Raw genomic sequence first — 19,997 nt, 5'->3', positions numbered from 1 at the left:
TATTCATCCAGTCTGTAGGGAACATTTATCGAGGCGACACTAACTTAAATGCGCCCTTATTTAAAGGGGGGAAATCAAAAATTACCCCTACAATTTTACGCCGTGTCCTCAATACCATTTTGTCGCGCCTTTTCGACAAAATAAGAAGAGCTAAAATTATTATAGCAATAAATGTTTGTGGTCTAACTATTGTAGTAGTGATTTGTTCTATCAAAGGCCGTAACCACACAGTGAAAAGTAAGTTATTGGATTTTTTAATAGCAAAAAGATAGACAAAAACGTGTCAAATGATAGGATCTTGCGCCTTCACGGAATGCAAAACGTATCGTGTTCGAAAGATTTTTTTGTTTGGTACGTAAAAACACTACAAAAATAGAGAGGAACGATGACAAAGGGTATAGATAAGTACAGTATCGATAGTACCGACTATACGGTAGGTCAGGACAACGTTCAAAAATGGGGTTTTGATGTTCATAACCCAGTTTTTGGTATTAGTGCAGGTTTAATTGCGCTGTTTCTTGTCGCTGCATTAGTTCTAGATGCACATACCGCAAAGACGGCACTTGATGGGCTGAAGTGGAAAATTATTGGTTCATTCGATTGGTTGTTCATTATTGCAGGTAACATTTTCGTTATTTTCTGTTTGGCGCTTATCGTCTCACCAATGGGTAAGATTCGACTAGGTGGTAAAGACGCTGTCGCCGATTACTCGTTTATGTCATGGCTTGCAATGCTATTTGCAGCTGGTATGGGTATCGGTTTAATGTTCTGGAGTGTTGCAGAACCTGTCGCTTACTTCACCGGTTGGTATGAAACGCCACTTGGTGTTGAGGCAAATACACCAGAAGCCGCGAGATTGGCACTGGGTGCAACGATGTTCCACTGGGGCCTTCACCCATGGGCAATTTACGGTGTTGTAGCACTTTCTTTAGCATTCTTTGCCTACAACAAAGGTTTACCGCTATCTATGCGTTCGATCTTCTACCCACTTCTGGGTGATCGTGCATGGGGTTGGGCTGGCCACATTGTGGACATTCTGGCTGTGCTTGCGACTTTATTTGGTCTTGCTACATCCCTAGGTCTAGGTGCGCAGCAAGCAGCAAGTGGTATTCATCACGTATTTGGTGTTGAGCCAGGCCTGGGCCTACAAATCGTCGTTATTACCGTGGTGACTTTACTTGCTGTTGTTTCAGTCGTACGCGGCATCGATGGTGGTGTTAAAGTCATTAGTAACATCAACATGGTTGTGGCGTTCTTGCTACTGATTCTTGTTGGTCTTATCGGTTGGGCGGCGAGTTTAGGTTCGATTCCAACCACACTTATGGCATATGTAGAGAATATCATCCCACTAAGTAACCCGTTTGGTCGTACGGACGAAGCTTGGTTCCAAGGCTGGACAGTGTTCTACTGGGCTTGGTGGATTTCATGGTCGCCATTCGTAGGCATGTTCATCGCGCGTGTTTCTCGTGGCCGTACCGTTCGCGAGTTCATCACAGCAGTTCTACTGGTTCCAACTGCGGTTACCGTTGTTTGGATGTCTGTATTTGGTGGCCTGGCGATCGAGCAAGTTGTTGATAAAGTAGGTGAGCTGGGCACAAATGGCTTGACTGACGTATCACTTGCTATGTTCCAAATGTTTGATGTTCTTCCATTTGGTAGCATGCTTTCTATCATCGCTGTTGTGCTGGTACTTGTGTTCTTCATTACGTCTTCTGACTCTGGTTCACTTGTTATCGACAGTATCACGGCAGGTGGTAAAGTCGATGCACCTGTACTTCAACGTGTCTTCTGGGCATTCATGGAAGGTGCAATTGCGGTTGCTCTGCTATGGATTGGTGGCTCCGAGGCGGTTCAAGCTCTTCAGGCCGGTGCCATTTCTACAGCACTGCCATTTACCTTCATTCTGCTTGCAATGTGTGTGAGCTTATTGATGGGTATGCGAACTGAGCGTCAGTAATTCGGCATTTTATAAAACCGTCTGACTAACAATTAATCAAAAGGCCAGCAATTTGCTGGCTTTTTTTGTGCGGTTTTTATGACGCTCGAGACAAAAAAATGACACATGAAAGTTCATATTTTACAAAGAGTTAATGTGCTATTTTGTTTTTTAAAAATTAGTGAATAGTCGTAAAAAAGTGTGTAATATTCATGCACCTTAACTGTTCTCCCAACTCAAAAAACTATAAATATGAAATTATCATTAAAACAAAAGCTTATAGGCGCAAGCCTTTCTGCTGTTGTTGTGATGGCAACAGCACTTACTTGGTTGTCGGCTGGTCAATTATTTGATCAGACTCGTTCAGGTGTCTATTCACGTGCGCAAAGTCTTAGTACTACTGCGTCAGAGGGAATTTCTGATTGGGTCAATATCCGTAAAGATATTGCCACTGCGTTCAACGACTACTCGACCGAGCAAGACGTTGTTCCTTTCCTACAACAAGCTCGCAAGGCTGGTGGCTTCGATGACATCTTCCTTGGTACACCAAACGGTGATATGTACCGCTCTCATCCGGAGCGTAACCGTGCTGATTATGACCCTCGCACACGTCCTTGGTACAAGGATGCTGATGCCGCGGGTAAGCAAATCATCACAGCCGCATATCAAGACGCAATCACGAATGCACTACTTGTGACCATTGCTGAGCCAGTAATGAAAAATGGTCAGTTTGTTGGTGTTGTTGGTGCGGACGTACTGATCGATCAGCTTATCAGCGATGTGATTAACTTAGATGCAGGTGAAAACGCGCATGCGATGCTAATCGACATGAATGAAGGCACCTTCTTAGCGCATCCAGATAAAAGCTTGACGCTTAAGCCTATCACCAGTGTTCTAAAAGATTTTTCAGAAGAGGCAATTGAGCGCGCCGCCGATGAAGGTCGTATCGAAGATACGGTAATCAAAGGAAAAGAGAAGCTTTACTACTTCAATAAAGTTCCTGGTACGCATTGGATGTTTGCGATTGAAATGGATCGCGCAACAGAAGAAGCAGGTCATGCGGTATTGCTACGAGATCTATTGTTTACTGCTGTGGCGATCACGATTGTGGTTATTCTTGCAGTTTCTTGGCTAGTTGGTTTCTTGTTCCGTGACTTGAACCGCGTATCAAATGCACTGGAAGAAATTGCATCTGGCGAAGGTGACTTAACGCAACGCCTAGAACCACGCAGTGATGATGAAGTAGGTAAACTGGCGGAAAACTTCAACCGTTTTGTTGGCAACATGCACACAATGGTTACTAAGCTTAGCCACGTATCTTCTGCGCTTTCAGAGCAAGCACGCACGACAGCACAGCAAGCTGAGGAGCGTAGTCAGCGTATCTCTTACCAGCAAGATGAAATCAACATGGTGGCGACGGCCGTGAACGAAATGGCAGCAGCGACACAAGAAATTGCAGGTAATGCTGATAGCACGGCAAGTAACTCAGAAGAAGCGGTTCAAGCTTGTTCACACGGTTCAAGCCAAGTAACTCAAACGCAAGGCTCTATTCAGAACTTAGCGCAAGAAGTTCAAGTTGCTACTGATGTGATTCAAGAGCTAGAAGCACACGGAAATAGCATCAATACGATTCTATCAACGATTCAAGGCATTGCAGAGCAAACGAACCTACTTGCACTTAACGCGGCGATCGAAGCGGCACGTGCAGGTGAGCAAGGCCGTGGTTTTGCTGTGGTTGCAGATGAAGTCCGCGTATTGAGCCAACGTACTCATGCTTCAACGCAAGAGATTCAAGAAACTATCGAGATGCTACAAGGCACAACAGCCAAAGCGGTCGGTATTATGGGTGACAGTCGTCGTCTAGCTGATACCAGTGTTGATGATGCCAATGCGGCTGCAGCGAGCTTGACGCAAATCCACACTGCTGTTGAGCGTATCAGTGATATGGCAACGCAGATTGCTTCAGCAGCAGAAGAGCAAGCATCGGTAACCACTGAGATCACTCGTAACACTGAAGGTATTCGTGACGTGTCTAACGAGTTGTCAGTCGAAGCTCATCAAGCAGCAGAACAAGCTGCTCACCTGTCTGAGCTATCACACGAACTTGAACAAGAGATTCAACGCTTTAAGCTGTAATCTTGTCTCAACCTAAGTAAAAAAGGAGCCATCTGGCTCCTTTTTTGATCGCTATTAAGCGTGAAGTATACTACAGCCAGAACTCACTGATGGGTTGCTCTTCACTGTAATGATGGGCGATTTGCGCTTGCAGTAGCTCTGCGGTAGCAATTGCATCGGTTAATGCATGGTGAGGCGTATAGTCTGGCAGCCCATAACGGCGTCGAGATTGCGCTAGCCGAACCGATTCTGGTTTTTTCCCTTTTAAACGCTCCCAGAGAGAGCCGGAACGTTTCTGTTGAATCGTTTCTTCGAGGTGCAGCGTATCTAAAACAGGAAACTCAATACCTTCCCCTAAACGGCTTTTGAGCGCTTTATCCAGAAACTCTCTCTCGATACGACGGTAATGAACAACAATGATTTTCCCGCTTAAGGATGGTAGCAGCTCGCTTAAGATATCGCCTAAGTCAGGTGCATCGATCAATTCGCTGTGAGTAATACCGTGTATAATGACTGAATCTTCATCGAGTGCACGCTGTGGACGTACCTTCCAATGACGCGAGTTACGTAGGAAAATTCGCTTCAGGTTAAACGGCACCAAACCAATAGTAATGATGTCATGTTTTTCAGGATTCAAACCCGTCGTTTCGAAATCTAACGCCACGAACTCCACCTCAGATAACGGTGTTTCTGGAGCAGGCGGCTTGTTGCTATAAAACGCAATTAAATTCTCATCCTTCGCCATCTCCAGCTTTTGTTCAAACTTCGTTGGCCACTGAATGGTTGGCTTCTGAAAGAGCTTTTTAATCATGCTAAACCTCACTTAAAGCTCTTGTTCGCTTGGTAGCGGAACTTAAGGAAATTTTGACCATTGCTTAGGATCTGGAATGCATCCTTTAGGTTGCGACGTTCAAACTCAGAGAGGTTTTCCGGTTCGATATTGTTATCAGGCTCAATGCCTAGTTCCACATCCGTCGCTTGGTGACGAATACGTACCATGGAAATAAATTCTAACGCGTCTTTTAAGTCTTGTGCTCGACCTTTTGGCAAAATGCCAGCATCAATAATGTCGTCAAGACGCTCAAACGAGTTCTGTGCACGTGAACCAACCGCCAGAGAGTGAACGCGAATTAAGTCGACCAGAGGAGCAGTACCGCGACGTTTGAGGTTGATGGAGTTGTTGTGTCTGCCATCTTTTTCCATCACGAAGTCTTTAAAGAAGCCCAGAGGTGGTGTTCTGTTTAGTGCGTTACGAGCCAAACACGCTAAGAAGCGGTTGTTCTTTCGAGCGCGACGAACAATAAAGCTAGTTAACTGTTCTGCCCATTTTAAGCGGCCATAGACGCCATCCAAGTCGAAAAAGATGGAGGCGTTGAGTAGTGCTTTCGGGTTCGGGTTATCAATCCAGTCAGCAAAACACTCTTCCCACTCTGAACGAGTCATGCGCCACAGTGGGTTGGTTGCCATAATATCGCCTGTGCAATATTTGTAGCCGCAGGCATCTAACCCATCGCTGACGTATTTTGCTAGGGCTTCGAAGTATTTACCATGTTTCTCTTCTTGATAGGTCTCATCTAGAATGATGGCGTTATCTTGGTCAGTCACCAACAGTTGCTCATCTCGCCCCATTGAGCCAAGTGCAAGGAAACAATAAGGAATTGGCGGTGGGCCAAGCTCTTCTTCTGCCATTTCTAGCAGACGCTGTTTGAAGCTTCGGCCAATGACCGACATCGCGCTACCCACCATGTGAGAGTTGGCATCTTCATTGACCAGACGCACGAAGCTGCTTTTCACTTCTTCGGCAACAACTGCTAAATCTTCGATAGTCTGTTGTTGGAAAATACTACTCACCAGCAACAACGAATTCTGAGATTCATAACGAACAATGTCGGTTGTTTCGATAATACCGATTGGTAATTGGTTTTTTACCACTGGTAGGTGATGTACGTTGTAACGCAGCATCGTTAACATTGCTTCATAGATGTAAGCGTTGTGGTCAAGAGACATGACCTCCGTGGTCATCACACTAGACACATCGTCCTGTGGGGACAAACCTTCAGCTAACACACGGGTACACAAATCACGGTCAGTAATGATACCAAGTACTGGGGACTGTGGATCGTCTTCGTCACGAACGAAATCTGGGTCGACGATAAGTAAAGCCGATACGTTGTCATTCGCCATTTGCTGCGCGGCTTGCTGGATTGTCTGACCACGATCAATCGTATGAGCATCGCCAGTCAGCAAGGTTTTCACTTTCGACGTCGTCAGGTCATTGGCGTCTTTGTTTTCTGAAATGGCTTGGCGTAAACGAGCGCTATTTTCAACTTCAACAAAATCCGCAAAGGAATCAAAGTTATCGTAAATTTCTTGGAAAATGTCACCAGGAATACAGTAGAGCAGGGTATCCTCAATGGCTTTTACCGGAAAGCGGACTTTGTTATTGGTGAGCATGCCCATCTGGCCAAATAGGTCACCTTCGTCAAGGCGATTATACAGCTCACCTTTGCGTCGATAAACTTCAACAACACCGCTTCGCACCACGTATAAATCTTGGATATAGTCTCCAAAATGGATGATGGGGGTATCTTCTCGGTAGTACGAGATTTCGACACTCTCTGTCACCTTGTTTAGTGTTTCTTCAGGGAGTTCATTGAACGGGGGATACTTGGCGAGAAAGTTGTAAATCTCGAGAAGTTCTGCATCCATCGAAGGCGCCTTTTAGTTCGCAAATAATAAAGTAATCTTAACTTAGTTTTAAAACAGAGTCTTATCTGAACCGCGATTTTCGTGCTCAGTCATAAGATTCTGACATATCGCACGATAAGGGAGCTTCATTTTTACTACTATATGGTCACCTCAATTGAAAAAGACGTCGTCGATGTGTTTTCTTCGTGATGACTGATGAGATCTTTGGCTGTTTCAGATCGTTATCACGTCTTTAGATAAGCTATTCTTCTTGAGCCAAGTAGCTCAGGCGATGGAATACAGTGTTTAGATAATTCTCATGAAAGGAAGTCGAATGGTGAGAAATTTATTGCTTGTTTCTTTAGCTGCTTTGCCGGCGATATCAAGCGCAGCGGTCATGGACCAAGCAGAAAAATTTGGGTACGAACACATTCATTTGGATGTTGGTGCCGGAACGACAAACGAAGAATGGTTAGATAACTCTAATGCGACCACAGTTGGACTCGGTGGTAACTATTTGTTTATTGAGAACTGGTTGTTTAATGTTGATTACTCAGCGCAGTTTTTCCATCCGGATGATTTTACTCTTCGCATTGACCGCCTTTTGTTTGGTGGTGGTTACCGTTACGGAGTTACAGAGCAATTCGATATCTACGGGATATATGGAATAGGCGCAATCAAAGCGAAAGCGACGGACGACAAAACGGATAATACGTTGTCTTCCGATAGCGAATTGATTCAAGCTGTAACTGTTGGGGTGAATTACTTGCTCAGTGAAAAGCTTATTGCGACAGCTGAAGTGGAGTTGAACCGTAGTGATATCGTTGATGAGAACAATTTTAAGATCGGTTTTAATTACCAATGGCATAAAGTCATCGGCACTGGTCTTTTTTATCAGTTTAGAGATACTGATTACAGCGGTGAAAGTTCAGATTACGTCAATGAAGTAGGGCTGAGTTTGAAGTTTGTCTACTAGATCGGACGGGTTCGTTTTTGGCGTTAAGTTAAAACAAAAAAGGTCAGCTTATGCTGACCTTTCCTTTTAATAAAGTATGCGACAGTCGATTATAAAACCGCTGCAATGCCTTTACACAGAGGGCCCATATTTGACTTCGTCATACCAGCAACACTGATTCGGCCAGAACCGACAATGTAAATACCGAACTCTTCTTTAAGGCGGTTAACTTGCTCTTTAGAAAGACCAGAGAAAGAGAACATACCATTTTGACGTTCGATGAAACTAAAGTCTGCGTCCACACCCTCTGCTTTTAGTGTCGCTACAAATAGTTCACGCATTTCTTGAATACGGTCACGCATTTCTGCTACTTCAGCTTCCCATTCCGCACGCATTTCGGCGTTGCCAAGAATGTGAGTCACGACAGCGCTGCCGTGTGCAGGTGGGTTAGAGTAGATAGAGCGAATAATGGCTTTAACTTGAGAAAATGCGGTTGTTGCGACTTCTTCTGACTCAGCTACTAACGTGAAGGCACCTACGCGTTCATTGTATAGGCCAAAGTTTTTCGAGAAAGAGCTCGCGACTAGGATTTCTTTGTTGTACTTAGCAAAAGTACGAAGACCTGCAGCATCTTCTTCCACACCTTTAGCAAAGCCTTGGTAGGCGAAGTCGAACAGAGGAAGCAATTTCTTCTCTGCGACTAGTTTCGCCAATGTTTCCCATTCTTCAGCTGTAGGATCGATCCCTGTAGGGTTGTGACAGCAGCCGTGTAGAAGCACGATGTCGCCTTCAGATGCAGATTGCAGATCATTTAGCATCGCATCGAAGTCTTTGTCTTTTGTTTCAGCATTGTAGTAGCTGTATTGTGCCGTTTCGATACCAGCAGCAGTAAATACGCCGTTGTGGTTTGCCCATGTAGGGTTGCTGATCCAGATCTTTACATCGCCTAGTTGACGTTTAATAAACTCGCCGGCAACACGTAGTGCACCAGTACCACCCGGAGCTTGAGCTGTTTTAGCGCGTTTTTCGTTTACAATTTCTGCATCAGAGCCGAAAAGCAGTTTTTGCACTGCAATGCCGTACTCTGCTGTGCCTTCGATGGTTAGGTAAGATTTGGTTTTTTCAGTTTCAACAAGTGCTGCTTCAGCTTTCTTTACTGTCGCAAGAACGGGAGTTTCGCCTTGCTCGTTTTTGTAAATACCTACGCCAAGGTTAATTTTGTCTGCGCGAGCATCTTTTTTAAACTCTTCAGTAAGGCCAAGAATAGGGTCAGCCGGAGCGGCAACTACTTTTTCAAACATAATCTTCATCCATGTTAATCGAAGGGGTGTGCTAACATTTATACCTTTCAGCAATATTGGTTACAACCGTTACTGAAAAGAAAACCTAAAAAAGTTGCGATTTGAAACAGAATTCTAACATAACTAAAGTTTTTGCCATGAAAACGTTTGGTAGGCACAGAGTTTGAAGGGCATTTATGCCATGGTTGGAGAAGTTTTGCACACATCCCAATCGTTTCAATTCAGTGCTTTGCGTTAACGCGTTTATAATTGTCTAGTGAGGATTTGTTGAGACAAAAACGCCCCACCAAAGGTGGAGCGTTTACTGTTAGAAGTATGGATATCGGTTGGGGTTATTTCTTCAGATTGATTTCCGACTCAACCGCATTGGTTTCGATGTCAGGGTTAGAAGAAAGTTTTTCAGTCGCCCAGTCGTTCATATGCTTTAAGATCGCTTTTAATGCGTGCTTTTCGGTTGGTACTTCTGTCTTTTCAACTTCAAGTTTTTGCTTCGGATGCGTACCCGTCGCATCTTCCGCAACGTGTAGCCAATCTGGGTGCCAGTAATAAGGTTGGCCGGAAGGAGAGCTCCAAGAATGTACGCCGTTGGATTCACCTTTGTATTTAATATCTTCTTCGTTGTATTTCGCCATTATTGTTTTCTCTCATAATCCATGAGTTGAGGTGTGCATCACCATTACTATTTAAATGTAACAGATGTAATGAAAATTAATGTGATAACAATCGACTTATTTTGCCCTTTGAACGCTATAGAAGATGCGTACTTCTCATTCAGGAGAATTTACTATTTGGCAGGTTTTAGCTTTATTTGTGTTTAAAGCATACGACGATGGATTCGCCTACCTAATGCTATTCTTGAACGGTGATAGAGCCTAAACTACTCGTCATTCAAGTGTTTGAGAATCGCCGCTTTTGCATGCTCTTCTGTCGCTGTTTCTCCATCAGGGACTTCAAGGTCAGCCTTTTTGTGTTCACCCAAAGCATCTTCAGCGATATGCAGCCAATCAGGATGCCAATAATAAGGGGTGGTACTGCCAGGATGGTCCCAACTATGTACACCTTTATGTTTTCCGCGATACGAGAGATCGTCCATTGTAAAAACTTTCATCGCTTCCTCCTGATTTAAAGACCGTAGCTCGAAGTGAGTTTAACGAACTCAGTCCAACGTAAAACCTTGGCTTTTAGATATTGCAAAGATGTGAGGCAATATGTGTGTAACAGTCAAAGTATGGGATATAAACTCTCACTTCGTGGCTGAAATATCTATTGATAAGCTTGATAAATTACGTTGCTAAATTGAATACTCCCATATCAGAATGCTGGCGCGAAGTATGCTATGGTGCGGCTGTAAGTGAAATGAGGGAAACATGAACCGATACCGTCAACTGGCTGAGCTGTTCAAAACGCAGATTCAGCAAAATACATGGAGAGCAGGGGAAAAGCTGCCATCAGTGCGTGTAACAAGCCGAAACCATTCTGTCAGCGCAGGTACGGTATTACAAGCTTATCAGCTGCTCGAAGCACAAGGTTGGGTCGCAGCGAAACCTCAGTCTGGATACTTTGTGACTGCGGAGTTGGACCGCTTCGAACCGAGTTCTCCAGCCACTTCCGTTTATCGCTCCAGCATCAACGATGAACTTTACGACTACCTCAAAAATCAGGCCTCACCGAATGCGGTGAAGTTTGGCTCCGCGTTTCCAGACCCTGCATTGTTCCCATTAGAAGCGCTAAACCGCAACCTAGCCAGCTCAGGCAGGAAGATGGGGGCAGAGACGTTATTGGATAACTTGCCGCCGGGCTGTGAGTCTCTACGCCGTTTGATTGCTCAACGGTACATCCAACAAGGTATGGTGTTTACCCATGATGATATTGTCGTTACTTCTGGCGCATTAGAAGCGTTGAATTTGAGCCTTCAGGCCGTGACCCAGCCTGGAGATACTGTTGTAGTTGAATCACCGACGTTTTATGGCGCACTTCAAGCGATTGAACGTTTAGGTCTAAAGGCGATAGAAATAACGGTGGATCCGTTAACTGGACATTCAGTGGATCAAATTGAAGCGACTTTTGCCGGCAATGATGTTCGCGCATGTTGGTTAATGACTAACTTTCACAATCCAACAGGAACTTTATTAAGTGACGGGCAGAAGCAACGTATCGTCGAACTGGCTGACAAATACGATGTGTACTTGATCGAAGATGATGTGTATTCAGAGCTTTATTTTTCTGAAAAAAAGCCAAGCTCACTTAAAGCTTTTGATACACAAGAGCGCGTGTTGCATTGTGGATCATTTTCAAAAAGCCTTTGCCCTGGCTATAGGCTGGGCTGGGTGGTAAACAAACGCTTCAATGAGCAACTTCAAAAGCTGCAACTTATCTCGACGTTGTCAGGCAGTGCACCAATCCAGCAGGGTATCGCGCATTACTTGCAAAACGATAGTTATGATAGCCATCTTAGAAAACTGCGAAAGAATCTTGAGCAGCGGCAATTGGCGTTTATTGAACTGGTTGATAAGTACTTTCCCCAATCGATTCGTTACACGCAACCGGAAGGCGGCTATTTTCTTTGGATAGAACTGCCGAAAACAAAGTGCGGAAAAGCGATTTATCAGAAGTTATTGGAAGCGAACATCACTGTAGCATTTGGTCAGTTGTTTTCTGTCGCTCCAAATTATGAGAACTACCTGAGGCTTAATACATCGTTACCTGTAAATGATGAATTAGAACAAGCCGTGAAGACGGTCGGAGAATTACTTCATTAGCCAACTGTTTACCTGTTTTTTGCTCAAACTGTATCAGTGGACGATACCGAAGCTGTGTTTCAATCATGGGCAGACAACCATTTAGGTTAGGAGCCGTAATGAAAAAGCAGTTGGTAAAGCATGAACTTAGGTTGATGGGTGTTGCTATTTTTAGCGCATTTTTGTTGGTTTTTGCACACTTGATATTGGCGAAATCTTTTTCTCATATGGTTTGGACGGAATACACTGCTGCCGTTATCCCATTTGTGATGTTTGGCTTGTGTGTGGTTGGAGTAAAATACGCAGCGCGAGCAGATGAGGATGACGACGAAAATAACAACTAGAGTGCATACACCGGTTGCTAGAAAATCATTCGTACAAAATAAAAGACCTCCACATGGGAGGTCTTTTTAATTCGATATCACTAAAAAGTGATTAGAAGTTCGCAGAGCGAGGAGTACGTGGGAATGGGATCACGTCACGAACGTTGCCCATACCAGTTACGTAAGATACTAGGCGCTCGAAGCCTAGACCGAAGCCTGCGTGTGGCACTGTACCGTATTTACGTAGGTCGCGGTACCAGCTCATATGTTCAGGATCGATACCCACTTCACGCATACGTGCATCTAGAATGTCTAGGCGCTCTTCACGCTGAGAACCACCGATGATTTCGCCGATGCCCGGTGCTAGAACGTCCATCGCTGCAACTGTTTTACCGTCATCGTTAGCACGCATGTAGAATGCTTTAATGTCTTTCGGGTAGTTCTTAACGATTACAGGTGCTTTAAAGTGTTCTTCAGCAAGGAAACGCTCGTGCTCAGAAGACATATCGATACCCCATTCAACTGGGAATTCGAACTCACGACCTGAATCAAGAAGGATCTGGATTGCGTCAGTGTAGTCAACCTGCGCGAAGTCAGAAGAAACGAACTGCTCTAGACGAGTGATTGCTTCTTTGTCGATGCGTTGAGCGAAGAACTCAAGGTCATCACGACACTCTGCAAGCACCGCTTTAAACACGTACTTGAGCATGTCTTCAGCCAGTTTCGCTACATCATCCAGTTCTGCGAACGCAACTTCAGGCTCAACCATCCAGAATTCTGCTAGGTGGCGGCTTGTGTTTGAGTTTTCAGCACGGAAAGTAGGGCCGAAAGTGTAAACTTTGCTTAGCGCACAAGCGTAAGCTTCTGCGTTTAGCTGACCAGATACGGTTAGGAACGTCTCTTTACCGAAGAAGTCTTCGTTGTAGTCCACTTTACCAGCGTCAGTGCGAGGAAGGTTTTCCATGTCTAGCGTAGATACGCGGAACATTTCACCAGCGCCTTCAGCATCTGAAGCCGTGATCAACGGCGCAGATACCCAGAAGTAACCTTGCTCGTGGTAGAAGCGGTGGATTGCTTGAGATAGGCAGTTACGTACACGTGCTACTGCACCGATTACGTTTGTGCGCGGACGTAGGTGCGCAACTTCACGTAGGTACTCGATTGAGTGACGAGTTTTTGCCATTGGGTAAGTTTCAGCATCTTCAACCCAACCAACCACTTTAACGTCAGTGGCAGCAAGTTCGAAGTCTTGACCCTTTGCAGGAGATTCAACAATCTTACCAGTTACTTCAACAGAGCAGCCAGTCGTTAGCTTTAATACTTCGTCTTCGTAATTATTAAGATTATTTGGGACCACGGCCTGAATCGGGTCGAAACAAGAGCCGTCATATATGGCAAGGAAAGAGATTCCAGCTTTGGAATCACGACGTGAACGGATCCAGCCACGAACAGTCACTTCGCTGTCTACTGCTAGCTGACCTTTCAATACGTCTGATACAGGCGCGTAAGTCATGTTTTCAATATTCTCCATTGAGGTAAAAATTCAACTCAACGCTTACTTAAAGTACTTGTCTAATAACATTTTTGTTCAAAAAACAAGCTAAGCGCTGAGTTGGGTAGCATTTTACAGATTCAACGAGACATATTACCTGTCAATTCGCTCGCATCAACCTTTATATTCGTTTTGATGGGGAGAATCTCTCTATTTATTCACTCTTTTGTGCTCTGAAAGTGTGAACTGGTTTAGTAATTGCTCTAAACGTTCGGATAGATGCTCTAAATCAACACTAATATCACGCGTGTGCGATGCTGATTGCGATGTGTCGTTAGCATGCAGTGTGATCACATCTATTTTAGATTGAATATGCTGACTTACATCAGATGTGGTTTGCGTCTGGTTTTGGATATCTTCTGCATGCCTGAGAACTTGGCGCATCTCGTCAACAACGTTATGCATTGTGGCTGATAGTGCCTCGACATCGACAGAGCGTTGATGAGCAAACTGGCAGACGGTATCAACAGAAGTTAATGACTCTTCACTTCCTTGCTGGAATTGAGAAATGATATGTTCAATATTACCAGTGGCTTCAGCCGTCCTAGAAGCCAGGTTACGCACTTCTTCCGCGACGACCGCAAAACCGCGTCCTTGCTCTCCGGCACGGGCGGCTTCAATAGCAGCATTCAACGCGAGCAGGTTGGTTTGTTCTGCAATACCCTTAATAACCACAAGAATGGACGACACTTCTTCGGTTCTTTGGTTTAGAGAGCTGATTTTTTCCCGTACGGTATCAATGTTACTTACTAGTTGTTTGATGTCTTCACTTACATTGTGTGCTTGGCTTGCACTATGAGTGGCGACATCAACGGTGTGATTGACCAAAACAGTAGCATTATTAGTCGAGTCCTCAACCGCAGTTTGTTGCTGCAACATATCGGTGATATTAATTTGTACTTCGTTGGTCTCTAGCTGTTGGTTATTGGCCGCTTTATCTGTGGACTGCGCGACAGCAGTTAGTTTACTCGCGGAGTCGGCAAGTGAGTGAGAGGTGTCTTGCACACGTTCTAAGCTTTCGGAGACCGTATCCATGAATGAATTGATGGCAGTAGAAAGTTGGCCCACTTCATCCTGTTGGTGATGCATAAGTCGTTGAGATAGATCTTTGCTATGGCTCACATTCGACATGAATTTCGACGTTCTTTGAATTGGTCGTACAATGATTTTCTGAATCAAACTCATCGTTATGATGAAGCCCACAAATGCGATTACGGCCATTATTCCCATCGCAAACATTGCCTGTTTACTGATCATTGAATTGACATGATTCATGTTGTATTCCAAGCGAATCGCGCCCAACACTTCTCCTGCTGGTGCAACGTGGCAAGAAACGCAGTTGGTGCCACGGTAATTTTCGCTCGATTTCATTGGTAGCGCGACTACTAACCCTTTGCCCCAATCGGCTGAGATTGGTTCAATCACCAGTTCACCATTCAACGCTCGTTGATCAATATCATCGACAGGCTGCTGGTTTTGTTGCCCAGGTCCGTAAAGTTTGGTCACAGTATCAGCTCGCAACACGCGAACTGCTTCAATGCCTTCTTGGGCCAGGGATTTTTGACGTAAGGTCTCTTTTTGCGACATGGTGCCCGTAAGCATCATCATATTTAGGCTATCGAAATAATTACTAGCCTTATCATGGAGTTGTTCACTAAGAACATCATTGATTAAGGTTTTTTGTTGATGGTATTGGTAAGCCGTAGAGGCAGCTAGAACGCAGCTGAAGACAGCAATTAACGCCAGTAAGAGCTTAAAAGTGATAGTTGAGCGCATAAATTTATAAGTGTAATTGGAACGAACTGCACAATACTAATGTGCACAAATGCGCACTGCGAACAACGAAATGAATGATTGTGACCCCACACATGTTGGGGATATGTAATTGTGATGTGAGTGCTGTGTAATCAAATGTTTGGCGCGTGACAGAAATACGGCGCTTTGGTGTGAGTGATAGCAAAGAGGCCAGGAACCAGCGGAAGTTTTTGCTACGCTTGTATGGGGTAACGCTTGTCTCTTGGCAGCGAATTCCTTAGTATTGCCTGTCTTTTTAAAGCCTGAGAATCAAGATGAAAACAGAATTATACAAAGAGTTTATGTTCGAAGCAGCACACCATTTGCCACACGTACCAGAAGGTCACAAGTGTGGTCGTTTGCACGGACACTCTTTCCTTGTTCGTCTTTATGTAGAAGGTGAAGTTGATCCACATACAGGTTGGGTAGTGGATTTTGCAGAGATCAAAGCTGCATTTAAACCAATTTACAATCGCTTAGACCATTACTACCTAAACGACATTGAAGGGTTAGAGAACCCGACTAGCGAAGTGTTAGCAAAATGGATTTGGCAGCAGCTTAAGCCAAGCTTACCACTGCTAAGTAAAGTAGAAATCAAAGAAACGTGCACAGCGGGTTGTATTTACAAAGGCGAATAAGTCACTTTCTATTGAGCATTAAACAAAGGCAAGCGAGAAGCTTGCCTTTGTTGTATCTGAATGGCCCAATTTTGATTATGCTTCACCAGCTAGCTTAATGGGTGTCGTAGAATCCATTCTTTTTCATTATCACCCAATGTTGTTTCCTCTGTATTAATGAATCCGCACGCATCAAGAAAACTTATAGCGTATTGCTGACTTTGTGGGACAGTGGCGCAAAGAGAGGTGCTTTTAGGGTTAATGGTATACGCATAAAGGAACAGTTTACGCAATGCCTCACTCCCAACCCCTTGACGTTGGAAACGTTGATCAATCATCAAGTATTTAAGCTCCAGTTCGTATCGTTTAGCAAACGGCGCATGTTGGGAGAAACCTTTATCGATAACAAGATAGCCTACTAATAGGTCATCAGAATAAATCGTAAAGAACACCTCTGACATACTACGTTTTTGATAAGCCATTTCAAACGGTGTAAAAAATCCTTTTTGCTCTTCTTGCACATCCAATTGCATCAAACTTGAAAAATCTTTCAGTTTGGTGGGTTTAATCGCAATCATCGCTCAATCACAAATTGGCGGCATACCTTTATGCCACCACGAGTTTTTATAGAGTATTAGATCTATTTTAAGTAACTAACCGAGTGAAGAAAAGCTAGCAATGAAGAGGGTAATAATAACCTTGGTGAATATAGGCGCCCAATGTTGTGAGTAAGTGAGCACTGTCTGCCGTTTCTACGCCTTCAACAATGACCGTGCAGCGATACGTATTGCCCATAGCAATTAACTGACGCAAGGTTTCTATCTTTTTATCATCAGATTTTAGGCCAATAACAAATTCTCGGTCGATTTTGAGGTAGTCCGGATTCAGCTTGCTGATAAGCGCCACGTTATTATTGCCGGTGCCAAAGTCATCAATACTGATTTTACAATCCAGAGCTTTTAGTTTTGCGACATTGCCATAAATCTCAGAGGTATAGTACATCGATGCATTTTCTGTGATTTCGATTGTCAGCAAACGGCAATCCCGATTAGATAGCTCTCTATATAGGATTGAAAAGTTACGCCCTCGCAGCAAAGAAGGACAAACGTTAATGCTGATAGGGATGGGCAACGCTTTTTGTTTGGTGTAGATGGAATCAATCACCAGTAAGGTATGAGTTAGCAGCAATCCATTGCGGATCAGTGTTTCAATAAACCGTTGCGTATTTTTTACCTTAAACCGGGAGAGGGCTTCGTAGTGCACAATCTTTTGTGCCGAAGTGTTATAAATCGGCTCCAGTTTTATTTTGAATTGTCGAATTGCGCACAAGTAAGCCATAAAGGCTTGTAGGGAGCGGTGACGCAGTATAATGAGAAAAAGTAAGCTCAGTAGAATGATACTTTGAAACGGTCCAGAGATGTAATACACCTCTTTATAGCCACTATTCTTTACGTGATAATTGAAAAAGCGTTCATTGGTGTTACCAATCTCTAACGACGTTCCGGTATTCGTTGATAGCTTCATACCGGAAAGAAAAAAACGTGAAATATGATTTTCAACATTGTCGGATAAGTTAATGTTTTTAACACGAACCAAAACAGTTGCGTTATTTAAGTCAAATGATTGGGTCGTGTAATTGTTATTGTTACTCCACTCTTCAAAGGCTTTTTTGCTGACAGGGACAACGGTTTCTGGAGTGACTAAGCATCGAATATTGAAACGATCTAGCATCATGCTCGATTCCACCAACTTCACATTATCAAATAGCGACTTCAGTTCGCTTTCATTAGCAAAGCAACTCCTGCGGGAAAGATTCTCTGCAGTTTCGAAGGCGTTATCCAGATAATTATGTTTAACGATGCTGTTTATAGCGTAGTAACAGATAGCAAAGAAAATGATCGCAGTGATCAACACAACCCACATCGCTTCTGAATAGATCTTTTTATTACGCAGGCAAATACGAAGTGCTTTGCGAAGACTATTGGTTGTGTATTGATTGATCTTCTGTTGATGCTCGATGCCATTCTGGTGGTTGTTTTGCATAGTAAAAGGGATGAAGTATCCGGTCCGGTGAATGTTTTCGATAATGTTTTTGTTAGTGGTTAAGTGTTCTTCCGTGAGCTTGCGAAATTTCTTTCTTAGAGCGGCCACCGCGTTTTTAAAGCCATTTTCAGGCAGTGTCATTTTGTATTGTTGAGTGATTTTGCTTTCTATTAACCGCTGACTAATCGGCGTATTTAAACTGCCGTATTTGGCGATAGTTGACAGAATGGCGTACTCATTTGGGTTGACAGGAATGGAGTGGTGGAGTGACTGATTGAGCTCTAAAGATATTTCGTTTTCGGACAAGCAAACGCAGATTTGGTTTCCAATTTCAAACCTAATCATGTGTTGATGTGCTCCAAGTTTAATTTTTGGCTACGTTATCAATAAAGCTAGGGAAGAGATGTGATTTTTTACTGAGATATCCATAATATTTGGATATATTCAACGTTTTAGGTTTTTTTTACTTGTCCTGATAACGCATTTTCCTGGATTTTTTAGGTATAAAAAAACCCGAGCATAAACTCGGGTTTTGATTGGTATTCAGAAAGGCGTGTTAGCAAATCACTTTGATTGCTAGACCACCTTGAGATGTTTCGCGGTATTTCGCGTTCATGTCTTTACCTGTTTCTAGCATGGTTTCGATAACCTTATCTAGAGAAACAGTTGGAGCTGAAGAGCGACGTAGTGCCATGCGAGTAGAGTTGATTGCTTTTACTGCCGCAATACCGTTACGCTCAATACATGGAACCTGAACCTGACCTGCAACTGGGTCACACGTTAGACCTAAGTTGTGCTCCATCGCGATTTCTGCTGCCATACATACTTGCTCTGGGCTACCACCCATAAGCTCAGCAAGGCCTGCTGCTGCCATAGAACATGCCACGCCAACTTCACCCTGACAGCCAACCTCTGCACCAGAGATAGACGCGTTACGCTTGTAAAGACCTCCGATTGCGCCAGAAGCTGCAAAGTAACGGATGTAATCTTTTTCAGTCACAGTTTGGATGAACTTATCGTAGTAAGCCAGTACCGCAGGGATGATGCCACACGCACCGTTAGTTGGTGCTGTAACAACGCGGCCACCTGCTGCGTTCTCTTCGTTTACTGCGAAAGCAAACATGTTTACCCAATCAACAACAGACATTGGGTCGTTTGTTGTCTTTTCTGAAGTAAGTAGCTGCTGGCGAAGTGCTGCTGCACGGCGAGGCACACGCAGTGGACCAGGCAAAATACCTTCTTCATTCATACCGCGATCCATACACTCGCGCATTGTGCGCCAGATGTTCGCGAAATAAGTACGAGTTTCTTCATCTGAATGAAGCGCATGCTCATTCTTCATGGTTAGTGCGCTGATGGACAATCCACTTTCGTGGCATTGGTTAACCAGTTCCTCTGCCGTTGTAAACGGGTAAGGTACTTTTACTGGGTTCTCAGCTTCTTTACCGAAATTTTCTTCATCAACGATGAAACCACCGCCGATAGAGTAGTAAGTTTTTGAGTACGCTTTTTCGTCATCAATCCAAGCGTGGATCTGCATGCCGTTTTCGTGTAGCTCTAGGTTTGTTTTGTGGAAGTTCATTCCACCTTCACGTGGGAACGATACTGTGTGACAGTGCATGCCAACAGGAAGGCGTTCAGTTTCTTCTACACGAGCGATAAAGCCCGGGATAGAATCGATATCAACTTTCTCAGGAGTGTTGCCTGCAAGACCCATGATGATAGCAATATCTGTGTGGTGACCTTTCCCTGTCAGTGATAGTGATCCATAAACGTCAACGGTGATTTTAGTGATGTCGCGCAGTTTTCCCATTGCACGAAGATCATCAATAAACTCTTTACCCGCTTTCATTGGGCCTACAGTGTGTGAGCTTGAAGGTCCAACACCGATTTTATAGATATCAAAAACACTAATCATATCGATTACCTCAGAAG

The 19,997-nt window shown here is 44.0% G+C and carries 16 protein-coding genes; 6 read left to right on the top strand and 10 right to left on the bottom strand.

Annotated features, from left to right (window positions below):
• Positions 1-385 precede the first annotated feature (385 nt).
• Together R7R78_RS17190 and R7R78_RS17185 are read left to right on the top strand one after the other, a co-directional pair.
• Complete coding sequence (locus R7R78_RS17190) at positions 386-1,957, top strand: BCCT family transporter (protein WP_005394723.1); 1,572 nt, start codon at positions 386-388, stop codon at positions 1,955-1,957.
• Between the two features lie 231 nt (positions 1,958-2,188).
• Positions 2,189-4,072, top strand: a complete 1,884-nt coding sequence (locus R7R78_RS17185) for a methyl-accepting chemotaxis protein (protein WP_005376880.1) — start codon at positions 2,189-2,191, stop codon at positions 4,070-4,072.
• Between the two features lie 70 nt (positions 4,073-4,142).
• Here R7R78_RS17185 and R7R78_RS17180 read toward each other — a convergent pair whose 3' ends face one another.
• Both R7R78_RS17180 and R7R78_RS17175 read right to left on the bottom strand, forming a co-directional pair.
• The gene (locus R7R78_RS17180) at positions 4,143-4,862 is read right to left on the bottom strand and encodes a 3'-5' exonuclease (protein ID WP_081107483.1); all 720 of its coding nucleotides are present in this window, start codon (positions 4,860-4,862) and stop codon (positions 4,143-4,145) included.
• An 8-nt stretch (positions 4,863-4,870) separates the two neighbouring features.
• Positions 4,871-6,760, bottom strand: coding sequence for a DUF294 nucleotidyltransferase-like domain-containing protein (locus R7R78_RS17175; RefSeq protein ID WP_033905640.1), 1,890 nt, complete (start codon positions 6,758-6,760; stop codon positions 4,871-4,873).
• Between the two features lie 313 nt (positions 6,761-7,073).
• Here R7R78_RS17175 and R7R78_RS17170 point away from each other — a divergent pair, with 313 nt between their 5' ends.
• On the top strand, positions 7,074-7,715 hold the full coding sequence (locus tag R7R78_RS17170) for an outer membrane beta-barrel protein (RefSeq protein WP_151514961.1): 642 nt from the start codon (positions 7,074-7,076) through the stop codon (positions 7,713-7,715).
• Positions 7,716-7,804: 89 nt separating this feature from the next.
• On the opposite strand, the gene R7R78_RS17165 is transcribed toward R7R78_RS17170, so the two are convergent.
• The 3 genes from R7R78_RS17165 to R7R78_RS17155 all read right to left on the bottom strand — a co-directional run bounded on the left by R7R78_RS17165 (position 7,805) and on the right by R7R78_RS17155 (position 10,103).
• Positions 7,805-8,995 (bottom strand): amino acid aminotransferase, encoded by a 1,191-nt coding sequence (locus R7R78_RS17165; RefSeq protein WP_017636105.1) that lies wholly within the window; start codon positions 8,993-8,995, stop codon positions 7,805-7,807.
• Positions 8,996-9,327: 332 nt separating this feature from the next.
• Complete coding sequence (locus tag R7R78_RS17160; protein WP_005376885.1) at positions 9,328-9,627, bottom strand: hypothetical protein; 300 nt, start codon at positions 9,625-9,627, stop codon at positions 9,328-9,330.
• Positions 9,628-9,872: 245 nt separating this feature from the next.
• Positions 9,873-10,103 carry a hypothetical protein gene (locus R7R78_RS17155; protein WP_017636104.1) on the bottom strand — a complete coding sequence of 77 codons (231 nt, stop codon included), beginning with the start codon at positions 10,101-10,103 and terminating at the stop codon, positions 9,873-9,875.
• A gap of 259 nt (positions 10,104-10,362) precedes the next feature.
• Here R7R78_RS17155 and R7R78_RS17150 point away from each other — a divergent pair, with 259 nt between their 5' ends.
• Together R7R78_RS17150 and R7R78_RS17145 are read left to right on the top strand one after the other, a co-directional pair.
• Complete coding sequence (locus tag R7R78_RS17150; RefSeq protein WP_171344301.1) at positions 10,363-11,754, top strand: PLP-dependent aminotransferase family protein; 1,392 nt, start codon at positions 10,363-10,365, stop codon at positions 11,752-11,754.
• 98 nt (positions 11,755-11,852) lie between these two features.
• Positions 11,853-12,077 carry a hypothetical protein gene (locus R7R78_RS17145; protein ID WP_017636102.1) on the top strand — a complete coding sequence of 75 codons (225 nt, stop codon included), beginning with the start codon at positions 11,853-11,855 and terminating at the stop codon, positions 12,075-12,077.
• Between the two features lie 91 nt (positions 12,078-12,168).
• Here R7R78_RS17145 and asnS read toward each other — a convergent pair whose 3' ends face one another.
• Entirely contained in the window at positions 12,169-13,569 is a 1,401-nt protein-coding gene (asnS, locus tag R7R78_RS17140; protein WP_017636101.1) for an asparagine--tRNA ligase, read from the bottom strand.
• Between the two features lie 189 nt (positions 13,570-13,758).
• Positions 13,759-15,384, bottom strand: a complete 1,626-nt coding sequence (locus R7R78_RS17135; RefSeq protein WP_225474041.1) for a methyl-accepting chemotaxis protein — start codon at positions 15,382-15,384, stop codon at positions 13,759-13,761.
• A 293-nt stretch (positions 15,385-15,677) separates the two neighbouring features.
• Here R7R78_RS17135 and queD point away from each other — a divergent pair, with 293 nt between their 5' ends.
• Entirely contained in the window at positions 15,678-16,040 is a 363-nt protein-coding gene (gene queD / locus R7R78_RS17130; protein WP_005376896.1) for a 6-carboxytetrahydropterin synthase QueD, read from the top strand.
• A gap of 89 nt (positions 16,041-16,129) precedes the next feature.
• Here queD and R7R78_RS17125 read toward each other — a convergent pair whose 3' ends face one another.
• From R7R78_RS17125 to R7R78_RS17115, 3 genes are all read right to left on the bottom strand, one after another.
• Entirely contained in the window at positions 16,130-16,597 is a 468-nt protein-coding gene (locus R7R78_RS17125) for a GNAT family N-acetyltransferase (protein ID WP_053306561.1), read from the bottom strand.
• Positions 16,598-16,691: 94 nt separating this feature from the next.
• Positions 16,692-18,407, bottom strand: coding sequence for an EAL domain-containing protein (locus tag R7R78_RS17120; RefSeq protein WP_213876430.1), 1,716 nt, complete (start codon positions 18,405-18,407; stop codon positions 16,692-16,694).
• A gap of 211 nt (positions 18,408-18,618) precedes the next feature.
• Positions 18,619-19,980: an L-serine ammonia-lyase gene (locus R7R78_RS17115; protein ID WP_005376899.1), complete on the bottom strand. Its 1,362-nt coding sequence runs from the start codon at positions 19,978-19,980 to the stop codon at positions 18,619-18,621.
• Positions 19,981-19,997 lie beyond the last annotated feature (17 nt).

This window comes from Vibrio sp. 2134-1, assembly GCF_033339495.1.
This window is presented reverse-complemented; position numbering and strand designations above follow the sequence as displayed.

What these genes read in the sequence shown, in the direction of transcription:
- R7R78_RS17190 (WP_005394723.1), top strand. Translation starts at nt 386, where the DNA reads ATGACAAAGGGTATAGATAAGTACAGTATCGATAGTACCGACTATACG.
- R7R78_RS17185 (WP_005376880.1), top strand. Translation starts at nt 2,189, where the DNA reads ATGAAATTATCATTAAAACAAAAGCTTATAGGCGCAAGCCTTTCTGCT.
- R7R78_RS17180 (WP_081107483.1), bottom strand. Translation starts at nt 4,862, where the DNA reads ATGATTAAAAAGCTCTTTCAGAAGCCAACCATTCAGTGGCCAACGAAG.
- R7R78_RS17175 (WP_033905640.1), bottom strand. Translation starts at nt 6,760, where the DNA reads ATGGATGCAGAACTTCTCGAGATTTACAACTTTCTCGCCAAGTATCCC.
- R7R78_RS17170 (WP_151514961.1), top strand. Translation starts at nt 7,074, where the DNA reads ATGGTGAGAAATTTATTGCTTGTTTCTTTAGCTGCTTTGCCGGCGATA.
- R7R78_RS17165 (WP_017636105.1), bottom strand. Translation starts at nt 8,995, where the DNA reads ATGTTTGAAAAAGTAGTTGCCGCTCCGGCTGACCCTATTCTTGGCCTT.
- R7R78_RS17160 (WP_005376885.1), bottom strand. Translation starts at nt 9,627, where the DNA reads ATGGCGAAATACAACGAAGAAGATATTAAATACAAAGGTGAATCCAAC.
- R7R78_RS17155 (WP_017636104.1), bottom strand. Translation starts at nt 10,103, where the DNA reads ATGAAAGTTTTTACAATGGACGATCTCTCGTATCGCGGAAAACATAAA.
- R7R78_RS17150 (WP_171344301.1), top strand. Translation starts at nt 10,363, where the DNA reads ATGAACCGATACCGTCAACTGGCTGAGCTGTTCAAAACGCAGATTCAG.
- R7R78_RS17145 (WP_017636102.1), top strand. Translation starts at nt 11,853, where the DNA reads ATGAAAAAGCAGTTGGTAAAGCATGAACTTAGGTTGATGGGTGTTGCT.
- asnS (WP_017636101.1), bottom strand. Translation starts at nt 13,569, where the DNA reads ATGACTTACGCGCCTGTATCAGACGTATTGAAAGGTCAGCTAGCAGTA.
- R7R78_RS17135 (WP_225474041.1), bottom strand. Translation starts at nt 15,384, where the DNA reads ATGCGCTCAACTATCACTTTTAAGCTCTTACTGGCGTTAATTGCTGTC.
- queD (WP_005376896.1), top strand. Translation starts at nt 15,678, where the DNA reads ATGAAAACAGAATTATACAAAGAGTTTATGTTCGAAGCAGCACACCAT.
- R7R78_RS17125 (WP_053306561.1), bottom strand. Translation starts at nt 16,597, where the DNA reads ATGATTGCGATTAAACCCACCAAACTGAAAGATTTTTCAAGTTTGATG.
- R7R78_RS17120 (WP_213876430.1), bottom strand. Translation starts at nt 18,407, where the DNA reads ATGATTAGGTTTGAAATTGGAAACCAAATCTGCGTTTGCTTGTCCGAA.
- R7R78_RS17115 (WP_005376899.1), bottom strand. Translation starts at nt 19,980, where the DNA reads ATGATTAGTGTTTTTGATATCTATAAAATCGGTGTTGGACCTTCAAGC.